Annotated in this window: 21 protein-coding genes; 14 read left to right on the top strand and 7 right to left on the bottom strand. The window is 50.5% G+C overall.

The genetic code is table 11. The features are described 5' to 3' along the window. Positions 1-11: 11 nt before the first annotated feature. The 3 genes from clpP to bolA all read right to left on the bottom strand — a co-directional run bounded on the left by clpP (position 12) and on the right by bolA (position 2929). Entirely contained in the window at positions 12-635 is a 624-nt protein-coding gene (gene clpP / locus RHD99_RS18915; protein ID WP_034457992.1) for an ATP-dependent Clp endopeptidase proteolytic subunit ClpP, read from the bottom strand. A 321-nt stretch (positions 636-956) separates the two neighbouring features. Then, a complete protein-coding gene (gene tig / locus RHD99_RS18920; protein WP_309875900.1) occupies positions 957-2255 on the bottom strand; it encodes a trigger factor in 1299 nt (432 codons plus the stop codon). Between the two features lie 356 nt (positions 2256-2611). Further along, positions 2612-2929: a transcriptional regulator BolA gene (bolA, locus tag RHD99_RS18925; protein ID WP_183271326.1), complete on the bottom strand. Its 318-nt coding sequence runs from the start codon at positions 2927-2929 to the stop codon at positions 2612-2614. A 310-nt stretch (positions 2930-3239) separates the two neighbouring features. On the opposite strand from bolA, the gene RHD99_RS18930 reads away from it, so the two are divergent. The 8 genes from RHD99_RS18930 (at position 3240) to RHD99_RS18965 (ending at position 12126) form a co-directional block, all read left to right on the top strand. Further along, positions 3240-3818: a lipoprotein gene (locus RHD99_RS18930; protein WP_183271327.1), complete on the top strand. Its 579-nt coding sequence runs from the start codon at positions 3240-3242 to the stop codon at positions 3816-3818. A gap of 48 nt (positions 3819-3866) precedes the next feature. Next, positions 3867-5342, top strand: a complete 1476-nt coding sequence (gene ampG, locus RHD99_RS18935; protein WP_309875901.1) for a muropeptide MFS transporter AmpG — start codon at positions 3867-3869, stop codon at positions 5340-5342. 474 nt (positions 5343-5816) lie between these two features. Next, positions 5817-6764, top strand: coding sequence for a cytochrome o ubiquinol oxidase subunit II (gene cyoA, locus RHD99_RS18940; protein WP_183271329.1), 948 nt, complete (start codon positions 5817-5819; stop codon positions 6762-6764). A gap of 20 nt (positions 6765-6784) precedes the next feature. Further along, complete coding sequence (gene cyoB / locus RHD99_RS18945; RefSeq protein ID WP_309875903.1) at positions 6785-8776, top strand: cytochrome o ubiquinol oxidase subunit I; 1992 nt, start codon at positions 6785-6787, stop codon at positions 8774-8776. Further along, positions 8766-9380, top strand: a complete 615-nt coding sequence (locus RHD99_RS18950; RefSeq protein ID WP_183271331.1) for a cytochrome o ubiquinol oxidase subunit III — start codon at positions 8766-8768, stop codon at positions 9378-9380. Before cyoB ends, RHD99_RS18950 begins: the two co-directional genes overlap by 11 nt. Next, entirely contained in the window at positions 9380-9709 is a 330-nt protein-coding gene (locus tag RHD99_RS18955; protein WP_183271332.1) for a cytochrome o ubiquinol oxidase subunit IV, read from the top strand. The genes RHD99_RS18950 and RHD99_RS18955 overlap by 1 nt, the downstream gene beginning before the upstream one ends. Positions 9710-9720: 11 nt before the next feature. After that, entirely contained in the window at positions 9721-10608 is an 888-nt protein-coding gene (gene cyoE / locus RHD99_RS18960) for a heme o synthase (protein ID WP_183271333.1), read from the top strand. A gap of 147 nt (positions 10609-10755) precedes the next feature. Further along, entirely contained in the window at positions 10756-12126 is a 1371-nt protein-coding gene (locus RHD99_RS18965) for an MFS transporter (protein ID WP_309875907.1), read from the top strand. A 150-nt stretch (positions 12127-12276) separates the two neighbouring features. Here RHD99_RS18965 and RHD99_RS18970 read toward each other — a convergent pair whose 3' ends face one another. After that, a complete protein-coding gene (locus RHD99_RS18970; protein WP_064516617.1) occupies positions 12277-12768 on the bottom strand; it encodes a YajQ family cyclic di-GMP-binding protein in 492 nt (163 codons plus the stop codon). A 139-nt stretch (positions 12769-12907) separates the two neighbouring features. Between RHD99_RS18970 and panE the strand changes: the two genes are divergently transcribed. Both panE and yajL read left to right on the top strand, forming a co-directional pair. Then, positions 12908-13822, top strand: a complete 915-nt coding sequence (gene panE, locus RHD99_RS18975; protein ID WP_309875911.1) for a 2-dehydropantoate 2-reductase — start codon at positions 12908-12910, stop codon at positions 13820-13822. Further along, positions 13782-14375, top strand: coding sequence for a protein deglycase YajL (yajL, locus tag RHD99_RS18980; RefSeq protein ID WP_183271336.1), 594 nt, complete (start codon positions 13782-13784; stop codon positions 14373-14375). The genes panE and yajL overlap by 41 nt, the downstream gene beginning before the upstream one ends. Before the next feature lie 91 nt (positions 14376-14466). Here the strand turns inward: yajL and thiI are convergent, their stop codons facing one another. Further along, positions 14467-15918, bottom strand: coding sequence for a tRNA uracil 4-sulfurtransferase ThiI (gene thiI, locus RHD99_RS18985; RefSeq protein ID WP_183271337.1), 1452 nt, complete (start codon positions 15916-15918; stop codon positions 14467-14469). Between the two features lie 191 nt (positions 15919-16109). Here thiI and xseB point away from each other — a divergent pair, with 191 nt between their 5' ends. From xseB to RHD99_RS19005, 4 genes are all read left to right on the top strand, one after another. Beyond that, a complete protein-coding gene (xseB, locus tag RHD99_RS18990; RefSeq protein WP_270140264.1) occupies positions 16110-16352 on the top strand; it encodes an exodeoxyribonuclease VII small subunit in 243 nt (80 codons plus the stop codon). Continuing rightward, positions 16353-17252 (top strand): (2E,6E)-farnesyl diphosphate synthase, encoded by a 900-nt coding sequence (gene ispA, locus RHD99_RS18995; protein WP_270140266.1) that lies wholly within the window; start codon positions 16353-16355, stop codon positions 17250-17252. Between the two features lie 71 nt (positions 17253-17323). After that, the gene (dxs, locus tag RHD99_RS19000; RefSeq protein WP_183271340.1) at positions 17324-19186 is read left to right on the top strand and encodes a 1-deoxy-D-xylulose-5-phosphate synthase; all 1863 of its coding nucleotides are present in this window, start codon (positions 17324-17326) and stop codon (positions 19184-19186) included. A gap of 55 nt (positions 19187-19241) precedes the next feature. Beyond that, positions 19242-20216 carry an aldo/keto reductase gene (locus RHD99_RS19005; RefSeq protein WP_309875912.1) on the top strand — a complete coding sequence of 325 codons (975 nt, stop codon included), beginning with the start codon at positions 19242-19244 and terminating at the stop codon, positions 20214-20216. Positions 20217-20274: 58 nt separating this feature from the next. Here the strand turns inward: RHD99_RS19005 and pgpA are convergent, their stop codons facing one another. Beyond that, complete coding sequence (gene pgpA / locus RHD99_RS19010) at positions 20275-20781, bottom strand: phosphatidylglycerophosphatase A (protein ID WP_183271342.1); 507 nt, start codon at positions 20779-20781, stop codon at positions 20275-20277. Next, positions 20768-21745, bottom strand: a complete 978-nt coding sequence (gene thiL / locus RHD99_RS19015; RefSeq protein ID WP_309875913.1) for a thiamine-phosphate kinase — start codon at positions 21743-21745, stop codon at positions 20768-20770. Before thiL ends, pgpA begins: the two co-directional genes overlap by 14 nt. Positions 21746-21769: the final 24 nt, after the last annotated feature.

Raw genomic sequence — 21769 nt, forward strand, 5'->3', positions numbered from 1 at the left:
GTTTTCGGGCGTTAGCTACGGTGAGTCAGGATTGAGTCAACTAATCCGTACTCTACCGCCTCGCTTGCAGCGAGGAAACGGTCACGCTCGGTGTCTCTTTCGATTTCTTCCAGAGACTTACCAGTATGTTGCGCCATGAGTTCGTTCATACGAGCTTTCACTTTCAGAATTTCGCGCGCATGGATTTCGATATCCGTTGCTTGTCCCTGATAGCCACCCAGCGGCTGGTGAATCATCACGCGTGAGTTCGGCAAGCAGAAACGCTTACCTTTAGCCCCAGCGGTCAGCAGGAAAGCGCCCATAGAACAGGCTTGTCCCATACAGATAGTGCTGACATCTGGTTTAATAAATTGCATCGTATCGTAGATAGACATACCGGCAGTAATCACGCCGCCTGGTGAGTTGATGTAGAGATAGATGTCTTTTTCTGGGTTTTCTGCTTCCAGAAACAGCATCTGCGCCACAATCAGGTTAGCCATATGGTCTTCGACCTGGCCTGTCATAAAGATGACACGTTCCTTGAGCAGACGGGAATAGATATCGTATGAACGCTCGCCACGCGATGTCTGTTCAACAACCATCGGCACCAGGGCCATATGGGGTGCAAATTGATCTCTTTCGCCACTGTATGACATTTCCGTCTCCTGGAATAATTAAGCCTTCGATACCTGATGCACTGATTCTACTTGAGACGCAAAAAGAAGACTACGCTCCTTGCGCGCCTCGCAACCTTAATTGGACGGATTATCAGTCAGGGATCCTCATTTCTAGCCATACCCGTATTTATGGGGATGAGCTTACCCTGTTTCAAGCATAACAACCTTTTCTTGTTACGCTAACCCTGAAACTGCGTTTTATTGATGGGTTTTCAGGGAGTCACTGATAAAAAAAGCCCGCCACCTGTGGGTGACGGGCTTGATGCAGCAATATTTTGGCGATGATGCCAAAAATTATGCTTACGCTTGTTGGTTCATCAGTTCGCTAAAGGTAGTCGCTTTTTCAGACACTTTCGCTTTAGACAGTACTGCTTCAACAGCTTGTTCTTCCAGAGCAACATTACGCATGTTGTCCATCAGTTCTTTGTTTTTGCCGTAGAACTCAACAACTTCAGTCGGATCTTCGTAGGCAGAAGCCATTTCTTCGATCAGACCTTTAACGCGTTCTTCGTCAGCTTTCAGCTCGTGGGTACGAATCACTTCACCCAACAGCAGGCCAACAACAACACGACGCTTAGCTTGTTCTTCGAACAACTCACGTGGCAGTTCCAACGCTTGTTTCTCGTTGCCACCGAAACGCTGTGCAGCCTGGCGACGCAGAACGTCGATTTCGCCGTCGATCAGTGCAGCTGGTACGTCGATGTTGTTCGCATTAACCAGACCGTCGATTGCTTGAGACTTGATGCGGTTACGCACAGCGCCTTTCAGCTCACGATCCATGTTTTTACGCACTTCGGTACGCAGACCTGCAACAGAACCATCAGCAACGCCGAAACGTTTGATGAATTCTTCAGTAAATTCTGGCAGTTCACGCTCTTCAACTTTCTTCAGAACGATGTCGAACTTAGCCGCTTTACCTTTCAGGTTTTCAGCGTGGTAATCTTCTGGGAAAGTCACTTCGATAGTGAATTCTTCGCCAGCTTTATGACCAACCAGACCGTCTTCGAAGCCTGGGATCATACGACCCTGGCCCATTGCCAGTACGAAGTCAGACGCTTTGCCGCCTTCGAATACTTCGCCGTCTACAGAACCAGTGAAGTCGATGGTTACGCGGTCTTCTGCAGTTGCAGCAGCTTCTGATTCTTTCCAGGTCGCCTGCTGCTTACGCAGGGTGTCCAGCATTGCATCAACGTCTTCGTCAGTCACTTCAACAACCGGTTTTTCTACTTCGATTGCTTCCAGACCTTGCAGCTCAACTTCTGGGTACACTTCAAACTCAACCGCATAGGTGAAGTCTTCGCCCAGTTTGTATTCGCCTGGAACGTAGTTCGGTGCGCCAGCTGGATTGATTTTTTCTTTGATGATCGCGTCAACGAAGTTACGGCTCATCAGTTCGCCCAACACGTCCTGGCGAACAGAAGCGCCATAGCGTTGTGCGATAACGGTCATCGGCACTTTTCCTTTACGGAAACCGTCGATACGGGCTTTCTTTGCCACGTTGACCAGCTCGCTTTTTACAGCGGTTTCGATGCTGTCTGCAGCGATAGTAATCGTGAGACGGCGGCCAAGGCCCTGAGTGGTTTCAACTGAAACTTGCATCTTGTTACCTCAAAAAATCACAGTGCTCGGTCAACTCTGGAAGCGCTGATTTGTGCTCCACAGAACCGGGATGCCTTCTGAATCAGAATCACATTCCCTGTCGTCAGAATCGTCCCGAAGACATTCCGAAAAATAAGACGCAGCATTATAGCGGCATCACCAAGGTGAGTCGAGAACGGCAACACAGTGTTGCTGCGGCCCTTTTCACAGTTCTTTTGGATTTATTGCCCAAACCCTGGAACAACAAGGGCGATTTAAGACAAAACAAAACGGCCCGCAGGCCGTTTAATAAAACACGATTCATATACCGCAACATAAAGGAAAAGTTCCCTAAGTTGCAAGCCTGAAGGTTAACTTCAGGCGATTGATCCTGCTCCACGGCAAGGTGGAGAGGCTAAAACAGTATCATGCAAACCTTCCCATTCTTTAATTGTGTAGGTGTGCAGGGCTAATGCATGAACGGTGGTAGAAAGTTCGGCACTTAATGTTCCGTAAATCATTCGATGGCGATTTAAGAAACGCTCACCAGCGAAACGGTCACTGACCAAAACCACTTTGAAATGGCTCTCTGAACCCGCCGGGACATTGTGACGATAGCTTTCATCCACGACTTCCAGGAACACGGGTTCAAACGCTGCCCTTAATTTTGATTCTATTTGCTCGCGCATCATCATGAACTTTCTCCTCGACTGCGTAGAGTAGAGATGCCACTCATCCCTTTAAATGTTAGCCGCTTTTAGCCGTTTTAATAACGGAATTTCAACAATTATTTAGCTTTCGTCCGATTTCCTTCCCCAAGCCCCTGTAGCTTAATGTGATTACGGCACTAATCATGGGCAAAATGGTCAGATAGCTTTGCAACCGCTCAGAAAAAGCGCAACGCGATGAAATTACGTGCGTTAACTGCTTCCACTGGGCACATGCAGTGTTATGATGGCGTGATTTTTTATCTGCCTGCCCCTTGAGTACATTGAGATAGCGAACATGTTAAAAAAATTATTATTCCCGTTGGTTGCCATTTTTATGCTGGCCAGCTGTGCAACACCTCCAACCACTATTGATGTTTCACCAACTATCAGCCTGCCACAGCAAGATCCAAGCCTGATGGGCGTAACTGTAAGCATCAACGGTGCGGACCAACGCAAAGACCAGGCTCTGGCAAAAGTCACTCGTGATAACCAACTGGTTACACTGACCCCATCTCGTGATCTGCGTTTCCTGCTGCAAGAAGTTCTGGAAAAACAGATGACTGCCCGTGGTTATATGATTGGGCCTAACAGCCCGGTAGACTTACAAATCATCGTAAACCAGTTGTATGCTGACGTCTCTCAGGGCAGCGTGCGATACAACATCGCCACTAAAGCCGATATCGTGATTATTGCGACGGCCAAAAATGGCACAAAGATGACCAAAAACTACCGATCTAACTACAACGTAGAAGGTGCGTTCCAGGCTACCAACAAGAATATCGCCAATGCAGTAAACTCTGTATTGACTGATACCATTGCTGATATGGCCCAGGACACCAGCGTTCATGATTTTATTAAGCAGAACGCTCGTTAATTAATACCTCACCAGCCCGCATCATGCGGGCTGGTTTTAGAGCAAAGTATGCCCAACCATTATCTTCGTCTTTTTCAGCAGCCAAAATCAGCCATCCTTTTGATTTTAGGCTTTGCTTCTGGCCTCCCTCTCGCCCTCACATCCGGCACACTTCAGGCATGGATGACGGTTGAGAATATCGATCTTAAAACCATTGGTTTCTTCTCGCTCGTCGGGCAAGCCTATGTGTTTAAGTTCCTGTGGTCGCCAGTGATGGACAGATATACGCCGCCGTTGCTGGGCCGGCGTCGTGGTTGGTTGCTTATTACGCAGGTTCTGCTGCTGATTGCGATTGCCGGAATGGGGTTCCTGGAACCGGGTTCGCAGTTGCGTTGGATGGCGGCGCTGGCGGTCATTATTGCTTTCTGCTCTGCCTCGCAAGATATCGTTTTCGATGCCTGGAAAACGGATGTTCTCCCAGCCGAAGAACGTGGCACGGGTGCTGCAATCAGCGTGTTGGGTTATCGTCTGGCGATGTTGGTTTCTGGCGGTTTAGCACTTTGGCTTGCGGACAGATACCTTGGCTGGCAAGGCATGTACTGGCTGATGGCGGCACTGATGCTGCCTTGTATTATCGCCACTTTACTCGCCCCGGAACCAACAGACGCGATCCCCGTCCCCCGAAGTCTGGAACAAGCAGTGGTCGCCCCGTTGCGCGATTTCTTTGGCCGCAACAATGCATGGCTGATTCTGCTGCTGATTGTGATGTATAAGCTCGGCGATGCGTTCGCCATGAGTTTAACGACGACATTTTTGATTCGCGGTGTGGGTTTTGACGCCGGTGAAGTCGGCATGGTGAATAAAACGCTGGGTCTGATTGCCACAATTATCGGTGCCCTCTATGGCGGTATTTTGATGCAGCGCCTGTCGCTGTTTCGCGCCTTACTGATATTTGGCATTTTGCAGGGGGTATCCAATGCCGGTTACTGGATCCTCTCAATTACCGATAAACATATGATCAGCATGGCAACGGCGGTTTTCTTTGAGAATCTCTGTGGCGGTATGGGCACGGCAGCATTTGTCGCACTTCTGATGACGCTGTGTAATAAATCATTTTCTGCGACTCAATTTGCATTGCTTTCTGCCCTGTCAGCGGTAGGGCGTGTTTATGTGGGGCCGATAGCCGGTTGGTTTGTCGAAGCGCAGGGTTGGCCGACATTTTACCTGTTCTCCGTTTTCGCTGCGGTTCCGGGCATCTTGTTATTACTGGTTTGTAAAACGACCCTCGAATACACCCAGAATAACGATAGCTTCATCCCAAGAAGCGAGTTTTCTTCAGCCTATCGCATCGCTCTACGTGCCTTAACGCTGGGCTGTGCACTTCTGGCGGTCTGGTTAGTGGTGCTGATTACCAATGCGACAGGTCTGACAAACTGGGCGTTCAACATCCAGTTCCTGGAATGGGGAGCGTTGTTCGCTATCGGAGGCATTGTGTTTGGCGGGGTGCTTGATTATCTGGCATTACGTAAAACAGCTTTAATGTAAACGCTCTGATTTATTCCAGAAATAATAAGTTGCGCAGCGTGACTATATTGATTAATTAATAAACACTCTTTTCCGTGCTGAATTATTTATCGAAAGCAAGACTCTTTTTTTAGATTATTAGCAGGAAAATTATTTTCACCCTGCATTTAACCGATTCAGCTTTTGCCTAAATTATTCTGTAGATCATTTCGTTTATCAATTGATGCTAATTTGTTAAAATTATGTTTATTAAAATGATTGGTTATACCAATTAACCTGTACTATTTACGTCAAGGCGGGTTTTCGTTATAACCCAGACAGCATGCGGGCTATCTCGATATTTTACAGTTTGTTGCATTCTATGTGACATTGTCGGCAGAACCTGGTAACACCACACTGACACCATGCCATTCATGTTTACAGTAATGTAACCTTCCCGTAAAATGCCTTCACACTTTAAACGACAATAGAGCTCCCTGGAATTGAGGTCGTTAAATGAGACTCAGGAAATACAATAAAAGTTTGGGATGGTTGTCATTAATTGCAGGCACATTTTTACTCAGTGGCTGTGATTCTGCACTTCTGGACCCCAAAGGACAAATTGGACTGGAACAACGTTCATTGATACTGACAGCTCTTGGGCTGATGTTGATTGTCGTTATCCCAGCTATCGCAATGGCTATCGGTTTTGCCTGGAAATATCGGGCATCAAACAAAGACGCCAAATACAGCCCCAACTGGTCCCACTCCAACAAAGTTGAAGCTGTCGTCTGGACGATTCCCATCCTTATCATCATTTTCCTCGCGGTTCTGACCTGGAAAACCACGCACGCCCTTGAGCCAAGCAAACCGCTGGTTCACGATGCGAAGCCGGTTACCATTGAAGTTATCGCTATGGACTGGAAATGGTTCTTCATCTACCCAGAGCAAGGTATTGCGACGGTGAATGAAATTGCCTTCCCAGCCAACACCCCGGTGGAATTCAAAATCACCTCTAACTCGGTGATGAACTCCTTCTTTATTCCACGACTGGGTAGCCAGATCTACGCAATGGCAGGTATGCAGACCAAATTGCACCTGATTGCAGATGAAGCAGGCACCTACGACGGTATTTCGTCTAACTACAGCGGTAAAGGTTTCTCCGGTATGAAGTTCAAGGCTATCGCCACGCCGGATATGGACACCTTTAACCAATGGGTCGCTAAAGCGAAACAATCTCCGGAAGTCATGAATGACATGGCAACTTACGAGAAGCTTGCAGCACCAAGCGAATACAACAAAGTCGAATACTTCTCCGCTGTTAAACCTGATTTGTTTAAAGACGTTATTAACAAATTCATGGAGCACGGGAAGAGCATGGACATGACCCAACCTGAAGGCGAGCACGCAGCGCACGAAGGAATGGAAGGCATGGACATGAGTAACGCCCAAACCTCTCACTAAAGGGGCCGAGGAATAATACGATGTTCGGAAAACTTACACTGGATGCAGTCCCATTCCATGAACCCATTGTCATGGTTACGGTGGCCGCGATTATCGTCGGAGGACTGGCGCTAGTTGCAGCTATCACTTACTTCGGTAAGTGGGAATATTTATGGAAAGAGTGGTTCACCTCGGTTGACCACAAACGCCTCGGCATAATGTACGTGATTGTTGCGATAATCATGCTGCTGCGTGGCTTTGCCGACGCCATTATGATGCGTAGCCAGCAAGTTCTGGCTTCCGCTGGAGAAGCAGGCTTCCTGCCACCTCATCACTACGACCAGATCTTTACCGCCCACGGCGTAATCATGATCTTCTTCGTAGCGATGCCATTTGTTATCGGCCTGATGAACATTGTCGTGCCGTTGCAGATTGGTGCGCGTGACGTTGCCTTCCCATTCCTGAACAACCTGAGCTTCTGGTTCACCGTTGTGGGTGTGGTGCTGGTTAACCTGTCCCTTGGGGTGGGTGAATTCGCACAGACCGGTTGGGTTGCTTATCCACCGCTATCGGGCATTGAGTACAGTCCGGGCGTCGGGGTCGACTACTGGATATGGAGTCTACAGCTCTCGGGTATCGGTACGACATTAACAGGTATTAACTTCTTCGTTACTATCCTGAATATGCGTACACCTGGCATGACGATGTTCAAAATGCCAGTATTTACCTGGGCTTCGCTGTGTACCAACGTACTGATTATCGCGGCATTCCCTATCTTTACCGTGACCGTCGCACTGTTAACCCTTGACCGCTACCTTGGCACCCATTTCTTTACCAATGATATGGGTGGCAACATGATGATGTATATCAACCTCATCTGGGCATGGGGCCATCCAGAAGTTTACATTCTGGTGCTGCCGGTGTTTGGTGTGTTCTCAGAAGTGGTTGCGACATTCTCGAAAAAACGTCTGTTCGGTTACACCTCACTGGTGTGGGCGACCATCGCGATTACCGTACTGTCGTTCATCGTTTGGCTGCACCACTTCTTCACCATGGGCAGCGGCGCGAACGTCAACGCCTTCTTTGGTATCGCCACCATGATTATCGCCATCCCAACAGGGGTGAAGATCTTCAACTGGCTGTTCACCATGTACCAGGGCCGTATCGTGTTCAACTCTGCGATGCTGTGGACCATTGGCTTCGTCGTCACCTTCTCTATCGGTGGCATGACCGGTGTTCTGTTAGCGGTTCCAGGTGCTGACTTCGTACTGCATAACAGCCTGTTCCTGATTGCTCACTTCCATAACGTCATTATCGGTGGTGTGGTATTCGGTTGCTTCGCAGGTCTGACTTACTGGTGGCCAAAAGCGTTCGGCTTCACATTGAACGAAACCTGGGGCAAACGCGCCTTCTGGTTCTGGATCATCGGCTTCTTCGTCGCGTTTATGCCGCTGTACGTGCTGGGCTTCATGGGTATGACCCGTCGTTTGAGCCAGCAAATCGATCCACAGTTCCACACCCTGCTGGTCATTGCAGCTTGTGGCGCAGGCTTGATTGCACTGGGTATCCTGTCGCAGCTGATTCAGTTCTACGTTTCTATTCGTGACCGTGAGCAGAACCGCGACCTGACGGGTGACCCATGGGGTGGCCGTACGCTGGAGTGGGCAACATCCTCCCCTCCTCCGTTCTACAACTTTGCTCACTTGCCACACGTTCATGAGCGTGATGCATTCTGGGAAATGAAAGAGAAAGGTGAAGCGTACAAACAGCCAACGCATTATGAAGAGATTCATATGCCACGTAACAGCGCTGCGGGCATCGTTATTGCCGCGTTCGCTACCGTGTTTGGTTTCGCGATGATCTGGCACATCTGGTGGCTGGCGATTGTTGGCTTTGCCGGCATCATCATCACCTGGATTGCAAAAAGCTTCGACGAAGATGTGGATTACTACGTTCCGGTTGCGGAAGTCGAAAAACTGGAAAACCAGCATTTCGATGAAATTACCAAAGCAGGGCTGAAAAATGTCAACTGAAACTCTCACTCACGCTAACGCCCACGCCGCGGAGCATGGGCATCACGATGCAGGAACCAATAAAGTCTTTGGTTTCTGGATCTACCTGATGAGCGACTGCATTCTGTTCTGTTGCTTGTTTGCTACCTATGCCGTTCTGGTGAACGGCACTGCCGGCGGCCCGGCAGGGAAAGACATTTTCGAACTGCCGTTTGTGCTGGTCGAAACTGCCCTGCTGTTGTTCAGCTCCATCACCTATGGCATGGCGATCATCGCCATGAACAAAGGCAACAAAAGCCAGGTTATCTCCTGGCTGGCGCTGACCTTCCTGTTTGGTGCGGGCTTCGTCGGGATGGAAATCTATGAATTCCATCATCTGATTGTTGAAGGTTATGGCCCGGATCGTAGCGGCTTCCTGTCAGGCTTCTTTGCTCTGGTCGGTACGCACGGTCTGCACGTAACTTCTGGTCTGGTCTGGATGGCGCTGATGATGTTCCATGTTTACCGTCGCGGCTTGACCAGCGCTAACCGTACTCGCCTGATGTGCCTGAGCTTGTTCTGGCACTTCCTGGACGTTGTATGGATCTGTGTATTCTCTGTTGTTTACCTGATGGGGGCGATGTAATGAGTCATTCAACTGAACACGCAGGCGCCCACCACGGTAGCGTTAAAACGTATATGACCGGTTTTATCCTGTCGATTATCCTGACGGCAATCCCGTTCTGGATGGTAATGACAGGTACTGCCTCCCACGCCATGATTCTCGGCGTGGTACTGGTAAGTGCAGTGGTACAGATTCTGGTTCACCTGGTGTGCTTCCTGCACATGAACACCTCTTCTGAAGAGCGTTGGAACCTGGTGGCCTTTGTCTTTACCGCGCTGATAATCGCCATTCTGGTGGTCGGCTCTATCTGGATTATGTGGAACCTCAACCAGAACATGATGGTTCATTAAGAGCGGTTTATATGATAAAGCGATACCTGCAAGTAACCAAACCAGGAATTATTTTCGGCAACTTGATCTCTGTCATTGGGGGATTTTTACTGGCCTCAAAGGGCAGCATTGATTATTCCCTGTTTTTCGCCACTCTCGTCGGGGTGTCGTTGGTCGTGGCGTCGGGTTGTGTCTACAACAACTTCATTGACCGCGACATCGACCGTAAGATGGAGCGAACCAAGAACAGGGTTATGGTCAAGGGTCTGATTGCGCCGAAAACCTCGCTGGTATACGCCACCTTGTTGGGTATTGCTGGCTTCATGCTGCTGTGGTTTGGTGCTAATCCGCTCGCCATGTGGTTAGGCGTGATGGGCTTTGTGGTGTATGTCGGCGTATACAGCCTGTACATGAAACGCAAATCTGTCTACGGCACCCTGATTGGCAGCCTTTCGGGCGCAGCACCACCAGTGATTGGTTACTGTGCTGTGACCGGCGAGTTTGATACCGGTGCTTTGATCCTGCTGGCCATCTTTAGCCTGTGGCAGATGCCGCATTCCTATGCGATTGCCATCTTCCGCTTTAAAGATTACCAGGCAGCGAACATCCCGGTACTGCCCGTAGTTAAAGGCATTTCGGTCGCGAAGAACCATATCACGCTGTATATCATTGCGTTTGCTGTCGCAACGCTGATGCTGTCTCTTGGCGGTTACGCTGGATATAAATATCTGGTGGTGGCTGCTGCGGTAAGCGTCTGGTGGTTGGGCATGGCACTACGGGGATATAAAGTGGAAGACGACAAAGTCTGGGCGCGCAAATTGTTCGTCTTTTCTATTGTCGCGATCACATCACTCAGCGTGATGATGTCGGTCGATTTCATGGTGCCAGATTCACATAATCTGCTGACTTACGTCTGGTAAGTCGTGAACCTCTTGAAAGGGCACTTCGGTGCCCTTTTTTATTAGTTTCATCAATCATTCCCTCATGTAATATCTTTTCAATAACTAGACATTTACCCTCCCCTGCCCACGCACTACACTAAGACCTGCTTTTTATCTGAGGTGGTAATGAACGATTACAAAATGACGCCCGTCGAATTACGTGCGACGTGGGGTTTAGGCTCAGTATTTTCACTGCGCATGCTCGGCATGTTTATGGTACTGCCGGTTCTTACCACTTACGGCATGGCGTTGCAGGGCGCGAGCGAAGCGCTGATTGGCCTCGCCATCGGAATTTATGGACTGGCGCAGGCTATCTTCCAGATCCCCTTTGGCCTGCTTTCCGACCGTATTGGCCGCAAACCGCTTATTGTGGGTGGCTTACTGATCTTTGTCCTCGGCAGCGTGATTGCGGCACTTTCTACGTCGATTTGGGGCGTGATTCTTGGCCGTGCCTTACAAGGTTCCGGTGCGATTGCCGCCGCCGTAATGGCGCTGCTTTCTGATTTAACGCGCGAGCAGAATCGTACCAAAGCCATGGCATTTATCGGCGTCAGTTTTGGTGTCACCTTTGCCATCGCCATGGTGCTTGGGCCAATCATTACGCACAGCCTGGGTTTAAATGCGCTGTTCTGGATGATTGCGATTCTGGCAAGCTGCGGCATTTTGATCACCCTGTGGGTGGTTCCGAACACCAAAAGCCATGTGTTAAACCGCGAGTCCGGCATGGTGAAAGGCTGCTTTAGCAAAGTGCTGGCAGAACCTAAATTACTGAAGCTGAACTTCGGCATTATGTGCCTGCACATCATGCTGATGTCGACATTTGTTGCCCTCCCCGGTCAGCTTGAGCAAGCAGGTTTCCCGGCTTCGGAGCACTGGAAAGTTTATCTTTGTACCATGCTCATTTCGTTCGTCTCCGTGGTGCCATTTATCATTTATGCCGAAGTAAAACGCCGCATGAAGCGCGTGTTTGTGGGCTGCGTTGCGCTACTGCTGATTGCTGAAATTGTGCTGTGGGGTTCCGGCCCGCACTTCTGGGAACTGGTGTTAGGTGTGCAGTTGTTCTTCCTCGCCTTTAACCTGATGGAAGCCATTTTACCGTCGCTTATCAGCAAAGAATCACCTGCGGGTTACAAAGGCACGGCGATGGGGATTTATTCCACCAGCCAGTTTTTGGGCGTGGCGATTGGCGGTTCATTCGGTGGATGGATTGATGGATTATTTGATTCGCAAACCGTGTTCCTGGCCGGTGCGTTGTTGGCGATGGTGTGGTTACTGGTGAGCAGCACCATGACCGAACCGCCTTACGTGGCAAGTCTACGGATTGAATTACCTGAAGATGTGGCCGACGACGAAACGCTGAAGCAGCGTCTGCTGACTCAGGCAGGTGTGAGTGAAGTGAATATTTTTACTCAGGAACGCAGCGCTTACGTGAAGATAGACAGCAAGCTGACGAACCGGTTTGAGATTGAACAGTTGGTGAAACAACCCTCACCCTAGCCCTCTCCCTGAGGGAGAGGGGACAGTCCGGTTTTCCCCCTCTCCTGAGAGAGAGGGAACAGTCCGGTTTTCCCCTCTCCTGAGAGAGAGGGAACAGTCCGGTTTTCCCCCTCTCCTGGGGGAGAGGGTCGGGGTGAGGGCGTACCAGAATCAGTCGCGGAAGTTTTTAAACTGGAACGGTTGTCCCAAATCCCCACCACGAACCAACGCCATTGCGGCCTGTAAATCGTCACGGGATTTACCCGTTACGCGCAGTTCTTCGCCCTGAATCTGCACCTGAACTTTGGTCTTGCTGTCTTTAATCAGCTTCACAATTTTCTTGGCGATAGTCGATTCAATGCCCTGCTTGAGCTTAGCTTCAACGCTCCAGGTTTTACCGCTGTGCACAAACTCTTCTGGCACATCAATTGAAGCCCCTTCGATACCACGCTTAAGTAGCTTGGCACGAAGAATATCCAACAGTTGGTTGACCTGGAAATCAGACTCGCTGGCAACTTTAATGGACTGATTTTTCTCATTCAGTTCAAATGTCGCTGGCACATTACGGAAGTCAAAACGAGTTGCAACCTCACGTTCCGCGTTTTCAATCGCGTTACGCACTTCCTGGATATCAATTTCAGACACGATGTCAAAAGATGGCATGCTTTCTTCTCCCTCTCTTTTTGTTGCGTTGCATAATACCTGCTGGGCCGAGCAAAACAACCCGTTAAAGCAGGAGAGAGCCCTGTATAATATAGATTAAGCAAAAACATCTGCGGCTTTGTGCAGATGGGGAGGCAAAATGAAAATCACCGTGCTAGGTTGCGGTGCGCTCGGTCAACTTTGGCTGGCATCGCTTTATAAGCAAGGACATGAAGTTCAAGGATGGTTGCGAGTCCCGCAGCCCTTTTGTCATGTCAACGTGGTCGAAACTGACGGTAGCGTGTTCAATCAAACGCTCACCGCCAACGATCCTGACTTTCTCGCCAGCAGCGATTTATTGCTGGTGACACTAAAAGCCTGGCAGGTTTCCGGCTCAGTGAAAGCACTGGCCACCAAACTTCCGTCCCATTGCCCTATTCTGCTACTGCATAATGGGATGGGAACCATTGAAGAGTTGCAGTCGTTGCGCCAGCCACTTTTAACCGGCGTCACAACCCATGCGGCGCGTCGCGATGGCAATATTATTATTCACGTCGCCAATGGCACTACGCACATTGGCCCTGGTAATGTAGCAGGCCGGGATTTTAGCTACCTCGCCGATATTCTGCATCGCACGCTACCGGATATGGCCTGGCACAACAATATCCTTGCGGCGAGCTGGAAGAAACTCGCGGTGAATTGTGTGATTAACCCCCTCACTGCGCTCTACAATTGCCCGAATGGTGAATTGCGCCATCATCAGGATGAAGTGAGCGATATATGCAACGAAGTCGCCATAGTGATGGAGCGCGAAGGGCATCACACCTCTGCCGAAGCACTGCTTTTTTATGTTGGCGAAGTTATCGAAAGCACTGGTGAGAACATCTCGTCGATGCTGCAAGACGTGCGGGTTCAACGCCACACTGAGATTGATTACATCACTGGTTATTTACTGCAACGCGCGCGCGTTCATGGCCTTTGCGTGCCGGTGAACAACCGCTTGTATGAGCTGATAAAGCGTAAGGAGAATGAGTATGAGCGCTCGAGCACTGGTTTGCCTGGCTCCTGGAACTGAAGAAACAGAAGCTGTTACGACCATTGATCTTCTGGTGCGAGGCGGAATTAGCGTCACGACTGCGAGCGTTGCCAGTGACGGTAATCTGACCATTACCTGCTCGCGTGGGGTAAAACTGCTGGCGGATGCGCCATTAGTTGAAGTAGCTGACGGTGAGTTCGATATCATCGTGCTTCCCGGCGGTTTAAAAGGTGCGGAATGTTTCCGCGATAGCCCGCTATTGGTTGAAACCGTACGCCAGTTTCACTTATCAGGACGCATTGTCGCCGCCATTTGTGCCGCAGCCGGAACGGTATTAGTTCCGCATGAGCTGTTCCCGGTAGCAAACATGACCGGATTTCCTGGCTTGAAAGAGACGATTCCAGAATCCCAATGGCAAGATAAACGCATTGTCTGGGATCCACGCGTCAACCTGCTGACCAGCCAGGGGCCAGGCACGGCAATAGATTTTGCACTGAAGATTATCGATTTACTGGTGAGCCGTGAAAAAGCCCATGAGGTTTCACAACAACTGGTGATGGCGGCGGGAATTTACAGCTATCGGGATTACTAAAACTGCCCTCACCCTGACCCTCTCCCTGATGGAGAGGGAAGTGCACTTCTCCTTCTCCTGGGGGAGAAGGTCGGGATGAGGGCGTAGAAAATTACGCGCGGTAAACCTTCACGTTCTCAAAGCCTTGCTCACGCAGATACAGCGCCTGCAAACGGCTCATCACACCACGATCGCACCACAGCAAATAGGTTTTGCTCTGGTCCAAATCGCCAAACTTGGTGCTCAACTTATAGAACGGCAGTGAAGCTACTTCTACGCCTTCTGGCTTAAATGGCTTCTCGTCTTGTTCGTCGATAGAACGAATATCCAGCAGCACATCATTTGGGCCAAATGCGTCAACGGTTTCAACTTCCGTCACCACTTCTTTGGTCTGGTTGGCGATTTCGCGGATGTCGATATTGGTCGCTTCTTCAATCACGCGATCCAGAATAGAGAAGTCAAAGTTGGCTTCTTCCGCTTCAATCTTCGCCTTCACCGCTTTCACTGTTGGGCTTTTAGAGATAACACCGCAGTATTCCGGCATGGTACGCGCAAAATCAGCAGTACCAATTTCACGCGCCAGATCGATGATGTGCTCTTTATCGTGAGAGATCAGCGGACGCAGAATCAGCGTATCGGAAACGTTGTCGATTAAACGCAGGTTGGTCAGTGTCTGGCTGGAAACCTGACCCAGCGCTTCACCCGTCACCAGCGCCTGTACGCCGTAGCGTTCAGCAACACGGGAAGCGGCACGCACGAACATACGCTTCAGCACCACGCCCATCTGGCCGTCTTCAACTTTCTCGAGGATTTCACCCACAACCGGTTCGAAGTTAATCGCCACGAAACGCACGCGGTGGGAGCTACCAAAGCGATTCCACAGATAATGCGCAACTTGTTTAACGCCGATTTCGTGCGCAGCACCGCCGAGGTTAAAGAAGCAATAATGCACACGACAGCCACGACGCATCAGCATATAGCTGGAAACGCCGGAGTCGAAACCACCGGAAATCAGCGACAGCACATCTTCTTGTGTGCCAATCGGGAAGCCGCCAATACCTTCATAACGGCCTTTTACCAGCAGCAGACGGTCGTTTTCGATTTCCAGATTAACCGTGACATCCGGTTTAGTCAGTTTTACGCGAGCTGATTCAATGTGTTGATTCAGACCGCCACCAACATAACGCTCAACTTCGATAGAGCTGAACTCATGCTTACCACGACGTTTCACACGCACGCAGAAGGTTTTGCCTTCGAGTTGCTCGCGATAAAGCTCCAGCGCCTGTTCAAAGATATTGTGCAAATCGGTAAACGGCACATCTTCCACTTCCAGAATATGGTGAATACCTGGAATACGGGTCAGCGCTTCACGAATGGCGATACGCTGGTTTTCATCTTTGGCGCGAACTTCGATGTTGTCCCAGTGGCGGAGAACCGCCAGACCTTCTTCATCGTAGTGTTTTAAAACGTTACGAATGTTCCCGGTGAGCATCTTAATAAAGCGTATGCGCACAGATTGACTCTTGATTGTGATTTCCGGGAACAATTTAATGATAAACTTCATGGCGCTCATGATTTGTTTGTGAGCCATACATAATGAAATATGCGGGCTGAAGGACTTAAAGAATTGCAGCGGCGAGTGTGCCGTTACATCCGAGGCGCAAAAGTATATCACTAACAGTCAGCCATAGCGTTACACAAATGACTCCGCTACCATGGCAGAGTCGCAAAAATTATTAGAGTCAGACATTCACTATGCCGAAAAAAACCGAAGTCACGGCCAGCTTTGAAACTGCGCTTGTGGAGCTTGAGCAGATAGTTACTCGTCTTGAGAGCGGCGATTTAGCACTCGAAGAGGCGTTAAATGAATTTGAACGTGGTGTGCAACTTGCGCGCCAGGGTCAGGTGAAACTGCAACAAGCGGAACAACGCGTGCAAATCCTGCTAAACGATAGCGAAGACGCCCCACTCAAGCCCTTTACCGCGGAAAACGAGTAAATGGATTTTAACCATCAGTTGCAGGCCCAAGCCCAGCGGGCCAACGATGCGCTGCTGCGTTTTTTAGCGCCGCTGCCGTTTCAGAACACTCCTCTGGTTGAGGCAATGCACTATGGCGCACTATTTGGCGGCAAGAGACTTCGCCCGTTCCTGGTCTACGCGACCGGGGAAATGTTTGGCATAGCGCAAGAAACCCTGGATGCTCCAGCTGCGGCAATTGAGTGCATCCACGCTTATTCATTGATCCATGACGATTTACCAGCCATGGATGACGACGATTTACGCCGCGGGCAACCGACTTGCCACATTAAATTCGGTGAAGCGAGCGCCATTTTAGCCGGTGACGCCCTACAAACGTTGGCGTTTTCTATACTAAGTGATGCCCCAATGCCTGGAGTGGCGATTGCGGACAGACTCGCGATGGTAAAAGAACTGGCAACGGCCAGTGGTGTTGCCGGAATGTGCGGTGGCCAGGCGTTGGATTTGGAAGCCGAAGGTAAGCATGTAGACCTGCAAAGCCTTGAGCGTATTCATCGTCATAAAACAGGTGCGTTAATTCGTGCTGCTGTCCGTATGGGCGCATTGAGCGCAGGTGATGCAGGCCGTAACGCACTGCCTTTGCTTGATCATTATGCCGAAAGTATCGGCCTGGCATTCCAGGTACAGGACGACATTCTCGATGTCATCGGTGATACCGCAACACTGGGTAAACGCCAGGGAGCCGATCAGCAACTCGGTAAAAGTACCTACCCTGCACTGCTTGGGCTGGAAAATGCCAAAACCAAAGCATGGGATCTCTATCAGGAATCTCTCCGGGCGCTGGAAGGACTTGCTCGCCAGTCGTTAGACACTACCGCATTGGAAGCGTTAGCGAGCTATATAATCCAACGTGATAAATAATTATTAACTTACCCTTTGGCATTCAGGCAGAGGCTTGAAGGATGAAGGGTAAACACCACGATGAGTTTCTAATGAGTTTTGATATTGCCAAATACCCGACCCTCGCACTGGTGGAATCTGCTCCAGAGTTACGCCTGTTGCCAAAAGAGAGCTTACCGAAACTGTGTGACGAGCTGCGTCGCTACCTGCTCGATAGCGTAAGCCGTTCCAGCGGGCACTTTGCCTCAGGTCTTGGCACGGTAGAAATGACCGTAGCGCTTCACTATGTGTATAACACACCGTTCGACCAGTTAATCTGGGATGTCGGCCATCAGGCTTATCCGCATAAAATCATTACTGGCCGTCGTGACAAAATTGGCACTATCCGCCAGAAAGGCGGGTTGCATCCCTTCCCATGGCGCGCCGAGAGCGAATATGACGTGTTGAGCGTGGGCCACTCTTCCACCTCAATTAGCGCGGGCATTGGTATCGCGGTTGCAGCCGGAAAAGAAGGGAAAAACCGTCGCACCGTTTGTGTGATTGGTGATGGCGCAATCACCGCTGGTATGGCGTTTGAAGCGATGAACCATGCCGGTGATATTCGCCCGAACATGCTGGTGATTCTCAACGACAATGAAATGTCGATTTCCGAGAACGTCGGCGCGCTAAACAACCATCTCGCACAGCTGCTTTCCGGCAAACTTTATTCTTCGCTGCGCGAAGGTGGGAAGAAAGTCTTCTCCGGTGTGCCGCCGATTAAAGAACTGTTGAAACGCACTGAAGAACACCTGAAAGGCATGGTGGTGCCGGGTACGTTGTTTGAAGAATTGGGCTTTAACTACATTGGCCCGGTTGATGGCCATGATGTTATCGGCCTGGTGAATACGCTCAAAAATATGCGTGACCTGAATGGCCCGCAATTCCTGCACATCATGACCAAGAAAGGTCGTGGTTATGCTCCTGCGGAAAAAGATCCGATCAGCTTCCATGCAGTGCCTAAATTTGATCCGCAAAGTGGCACGCTGCCAAAAGCTGCCGGTGGCCTGCCAAGCTATTCGAAAATCTTCGGCAACTGGTTATGTGAAACCGCAGCAAAAGACGACAAGCTGATGGCGGTGACGCCTGCAATGCGCGAAGGCTCGGGCATGGTAGAGTTTTCACGCCAGTATCCGTCGCAATATTTTGATGTCGCGATTGCAGAGCAGCACGCCGTGACTTTTGCGGCAGGTCTTGCGATTGGCGGTTACAAACCGGTAGTCGCGATCTACTCGACCTTCCTCCAGCGCGCTTACGATCAGGTGATTCACGACGTCGCCATCCAGAAGCTACCGGTGTTATTTGCCATTGACCGCGCGGGGATAGTCGGTGCTGACGGGCAAACCCACCAGGGCGCGTTCGACATCTCCTTCCTGCGCTGCATTCCAGAAATGGTCATCATGACGCCAAGCGATGAAAACGAATGCCGCCAGATGCTGCACACCGGTTATCACTACAATGACGGCCCATCAGCTGTGCGTTACCCGCGCGGTAATGGCACGGGTGCAGAGTTGCAGCCGCTGGAATCGCTGCCGATCGGCAAAGGGTTGAAGAAACGCGAAGGTGAAAAAATCGCCCTGCTGAACTTCGGCACCTTGCTGCCCGAAGCCGAAGCCGTTGCACAATCACTCAATGCGACGCTGGTCGATATGCGTTTTGTGAAGCCGCTTGATGAAGCTCTGATTCTTGAACTGGCAGCCAGCCACGAATCACTGGTCACCATCGAAGAAAATGCCGTCATCGGTGGCGCGGGTAGCGGTGTAAATGAAGTTCTGATGGCGAACCGTAAAATGGTTCCCGTGCTGAATATCGGTTTACCTGATTTCTTTATCCCGCAAGGCACACAGGATGAGGCCCGCGCGGCTATCGGCCTTAATGCTGAAGGTATGGAATCAAGGATCCGCGCCTGGCTTAAATAATCCCCTCCTCCACTCCTGCTATGCTTAAAGTATCCTGCATAACTGGAGTGGAACCATGCAATACAACACGTTAGGAAAAACTGACCTCAAGGTTTCCCGTCTTTGCCTGGGTTGTATGACCTATGGTGAGCCAGACCGTGGCAATCACGCCTGGACGCTTCCCGAAGAGAGCAGCCGCCTTATCATCAAACACGCCATCGATAACGGCATTAATTTCTTTGATACCGCCAATAGCTATTCCGACGGTAGCAGCGAAGAGATTGTCGGGCGAGCCCTGAAAGATTTCATGCGTCGTGAAGATGCGGTCCTCGCCACCAAAGTCTACTTTCAGGTCGGCGATTTACCCGAAGGTCTTTCACGTGCGCAGATTTTACGTTCGATAGATGACAGCCTGCGGCGTCTGGGAACTGATTACGTCGATCTGTTGCAAATTCACCGCTGGGATTACAACACGCCAATTGAAGAGACTCTCGAGGCGCTTAATGATGTGGTGAAAGCGGGTAAAGCACGGTATATCGGTGCTTCATCGATGCACAGTTCACAGCTGGCTCAGGCGCTGGCTTTGCAGGATCAACATGGCTGGGCGCGTTTTGTCACCATGCAGGATCACTACAATTTGATCTATCGTGAAGAAGAACTCGATATGCTGCCGCTGTGCTACGAACAAGGGATTGCGGTGATCCCGTGGAGCCCATTGGCCCGAGGAAAACTGACTCGCCCGTGGGGTGATACCACCGCACGCTCAGTCTCGGATGAAGTCGGTAAAAATCTGTACGATGGAAGCCAGGATAACGATGCGTTGATTGCAGAGCGACTGGCGAATGTGGCGGCAGATAAAGGCGTTACGCGTGCGCAAGTGGCGCTGGCATGGTTACTCAGTAAACCGGGGATTGCTGCGCCAATTATTGGCGTTTCTCGCGAACATCAACTGGATGATTTATTGGCAGCCGTGGATTTAACGCTGAAACCTGAAGAGATTGTCGAGCTGGAATCTGTTTATCGCCCACACGAAAAGGTCGGTTTTAAGTAACAATTCAATGCCCTCACCCTTGCCCTCAAGAAGAGGGCTGGGGTGAGGATTGTATTACTTAGAACAATCCAATCGGCCAGTGATGGCCTATCAGATAAATGACACCTGCAGAAATAACCCCCGCGACGATATCATCCACCATGATCCCCATACCGCCGTGAATGTTGCGGTCAAACCAGCGGATTGGCCACGGCTTCCATATATCGAAGATACGGAAAATCACAAAGCCCGCAGCAACCCAGCGCCAGTCATTGATTGGCAGCGCCATCAGGGTTATCCACATGCCGATAAACTCATCCCACACAATACTGCCGTGGTCATGGACGCCCATATCGCGCGCGGTCTGGTGGCAGAGGTAAACCCCGATACAAATGCCGAGCATAATAACCATGGAGTAGAGTTGCCACGGCAGCAGGGTCATCAAATACCAGAATGGGATCGCTGCGAGCGACCCGGCAGTGCCCGGCATAATCGGGCTTAACCCGCTACCAAAACCGGTTGCGAGCAAATGCCAGGGATTGCTGAGCTTTAGACGGCTTTTAGCCACATCTTTAGTGCGAGGCAAAGTGGTCGTATCCTTTTAAATCCAGTGTTACCGGTTTGCCATCTTGCAAGAACTGTAGCCCTTCAGACGCAGGGCCTACCTGACCAATGCAGGTAAACGGAATGCCAAGATTGCCGATTGCCACGTCCAGCGCACCACGGTTAATTTCTGGCACGGTAAAGCACAATTCGTAATCTTCGCCACCAGAAAGCGCCCATTGCAGAGCAAGCTCAGCACTGACATTCGCTTTCACGGCGTCAGAATATGGCAGTGCGTCAAGATCCACGCGCGCGCCACATTCACTCGCTTTAAGGATATGACCCAAATCCGAAATTAGCCCGTCAGAAAGATCGATTGCGCTGCTCGCCAGATCGCGCAGCGCCTGGCCATGCAAAATCCGAGCGGTTGGGCGCAAATGGCGTTGCTTAAGATAGTCCGCTTGCACGGGATCTTTGACGGTTAAACGGTCTTGTAAGAGTGCCAAACCCGCGGCGCTATCGCCAGGCGTCCCCGTGACGTAAATCCAGTCACCAATACGTGCACCGCTGCGTTTAAGCGCGCGACCAACCGGCACCAGCCCATGAATACCAAGCGTCATGGAAAGTGGGCCACGCGTAGTGTCGCCGCCAATCAGCTGCATATCGTAGTAGTCGAGTTGTTCAAACAGGCTGTCGCTGAAGGCTTCAAGCCAGCTTTCATCGACTTCAGGAAGGGTAATGGCCAGCGTCAACCAGGCCGGGTCTGCGCCCATCGCGGCTAAATCGCTTAAATTCACCGCCAGAGCTTTATAGCCCAGATCGCGAGGGTCAATATCCGGCAGGAAGTGGATGCCCGAAACCAGTGTATCGGTACTTATCGCAAGAGTTTGCTTCTCGGCGACCGTTAGCAATGCACAATCATCGCCAATTCCGGTTTCCACATCGCGGCGGGAACTGCTTACGCGATCAAAATAACGGGCAATTAAGGAAAACTCACCACATGCCATGCGTTATGCCTCTGAATATATCCG

Origin of the sequence: Buttiauxella selenatireducens, from assembly GCF_031432975.1 — a bacterium.
GTDB classification, from domain to species: Bacteria; Pseudomonadota; Gammaproteobacteria; order Enterobacterales; family Enterobacteriaceae; genus Buttiauxella; species Buttiauxella selenatireducens.

Coding starts and splice junctions, on each gene's coding strand:
- RHD99_RS18965 (WP_309875907.1), top strand. CDS start 10,756: ATGAACGATTACAAAATGACGCCCGTCGAATTACGTGCGACGTGGGGT.
- cyoA (WP_183271329.1), top strand. CDS start 5,817: ATGAGACTCAGGAAATACAATAAAAGTTTGGGATGGTTGTCATTAATT.
- RHD99_RS18930 (WP_183271327.1), top strand. CDS start 3,240: ATGTTAAAAAAATTATTATTCCCGTTGGTTGCCATTTTTATGCTGGCC.
- panE (WP_309875911.1), top strand. CDS start 12,908: ATGAAAATCACCGTGCTAGGTTGCGGTGCGCTCGGTCAACTTTGGCTG.
- yajL (WP_183271336.1), top strand. CDS start 13,782: ATGAGCGCTCGAGCACTGGTTTGCCTGGCTCCTGGAACTGAAGAAACA.
- dxs (WP_183271340.1), top strand. CDS start 17,324: ATGAGTTTTGATATTGCCAAATACCCGACCCTCGCACTGGTGGAATCT.
- cyoB (WP_309875903.1), top strand. CDS start 6,785: ATGTTCGGAAAACTTACACTGGATGCAGTCCCATTCCATGAACCCATT.
- tig (WP_309875900.1), bottom strand. CDS start 2,255: ATGCAAGTTTCAGTTGAAACCACTCAGGGCCTTGGCCGCCGTCTCACG.
- thiL (WP_309875913.1), bottom strand. CDS start 21,745: ATGGCATGTGGTGAGTTTTCCTTAATTGCCCGTTATTTTGATCGCGTA.
- xseB (WP_270140264.1), top strand. CDS start 16,110: ATGCCGAAAAAAACCGAAGTCACGGCCAGCTTTGAAACTGCGCTTGTG.
- cyoE (WP_183271333.1), top strand. CDS start 9,721: ATGATAAAGCGATACCTGCAAGTAACCAAACCAGGAATTATTTTCGGC.
- RHD99_RS18955 (WP_183271332.1), top strand. CDS start 9,380: ATGAGTCATTCAACTGAACACGCAGGCGCCCACCACGGTAGCGTTAAA.
- bolA (WP_183271326.1), bottom strand. CDS start 2,929: ATGATGATGCGCGAGCAAATAGAATCAAAATTAAGGGCAGCGTTTGAA.
- RHD99_RS18970 (WP_064516617.1), bottom strand. CDS start 12,768: ATGCCATCTTTTGACATCGTGTCTGAAATTGATATCCAGGAAGTGCGT.
- clpP (WP_034457992.1), bottom strand. CDS start 635: ATGTCATACAGTGGCGAAAGAGATCAATTTGCACCCCATATGGCCCTG.
- RHD99_RS18950 (WP_183271331.1), top strand. CDS start 8,766: ATGTCAACTGAAACTCTCACTCACGCTAACGCCCACGCCGCGGAGCAT.
- ampG (WP_309875901.1), top strand. CDS start 3,867: ATGCCCAACCATTATCTTCGTCTTTTTCAGCAGCCAAAATCAGCCATC.
- ispA (WP_270140266.1), top strand. CDS start 16,353: ATGGATTTTAACCATCAGTTGCAGGCCCAAGCCCAGCGGGCCAACGAT.
- thiI (WP_183271337.1), bottom strand. CDS start 15,918: ATGAAGTTTATCATTAAATTGTTCCCGGAAATCACAATCAAGAGTCAA.
- RHD99_RS19005 (WP_309875912.1), top strand. CDS start 19,242: ATGCAATACAACACGTTAGGAAAAACTGACCTCAAGGTTTCCCGTCTT.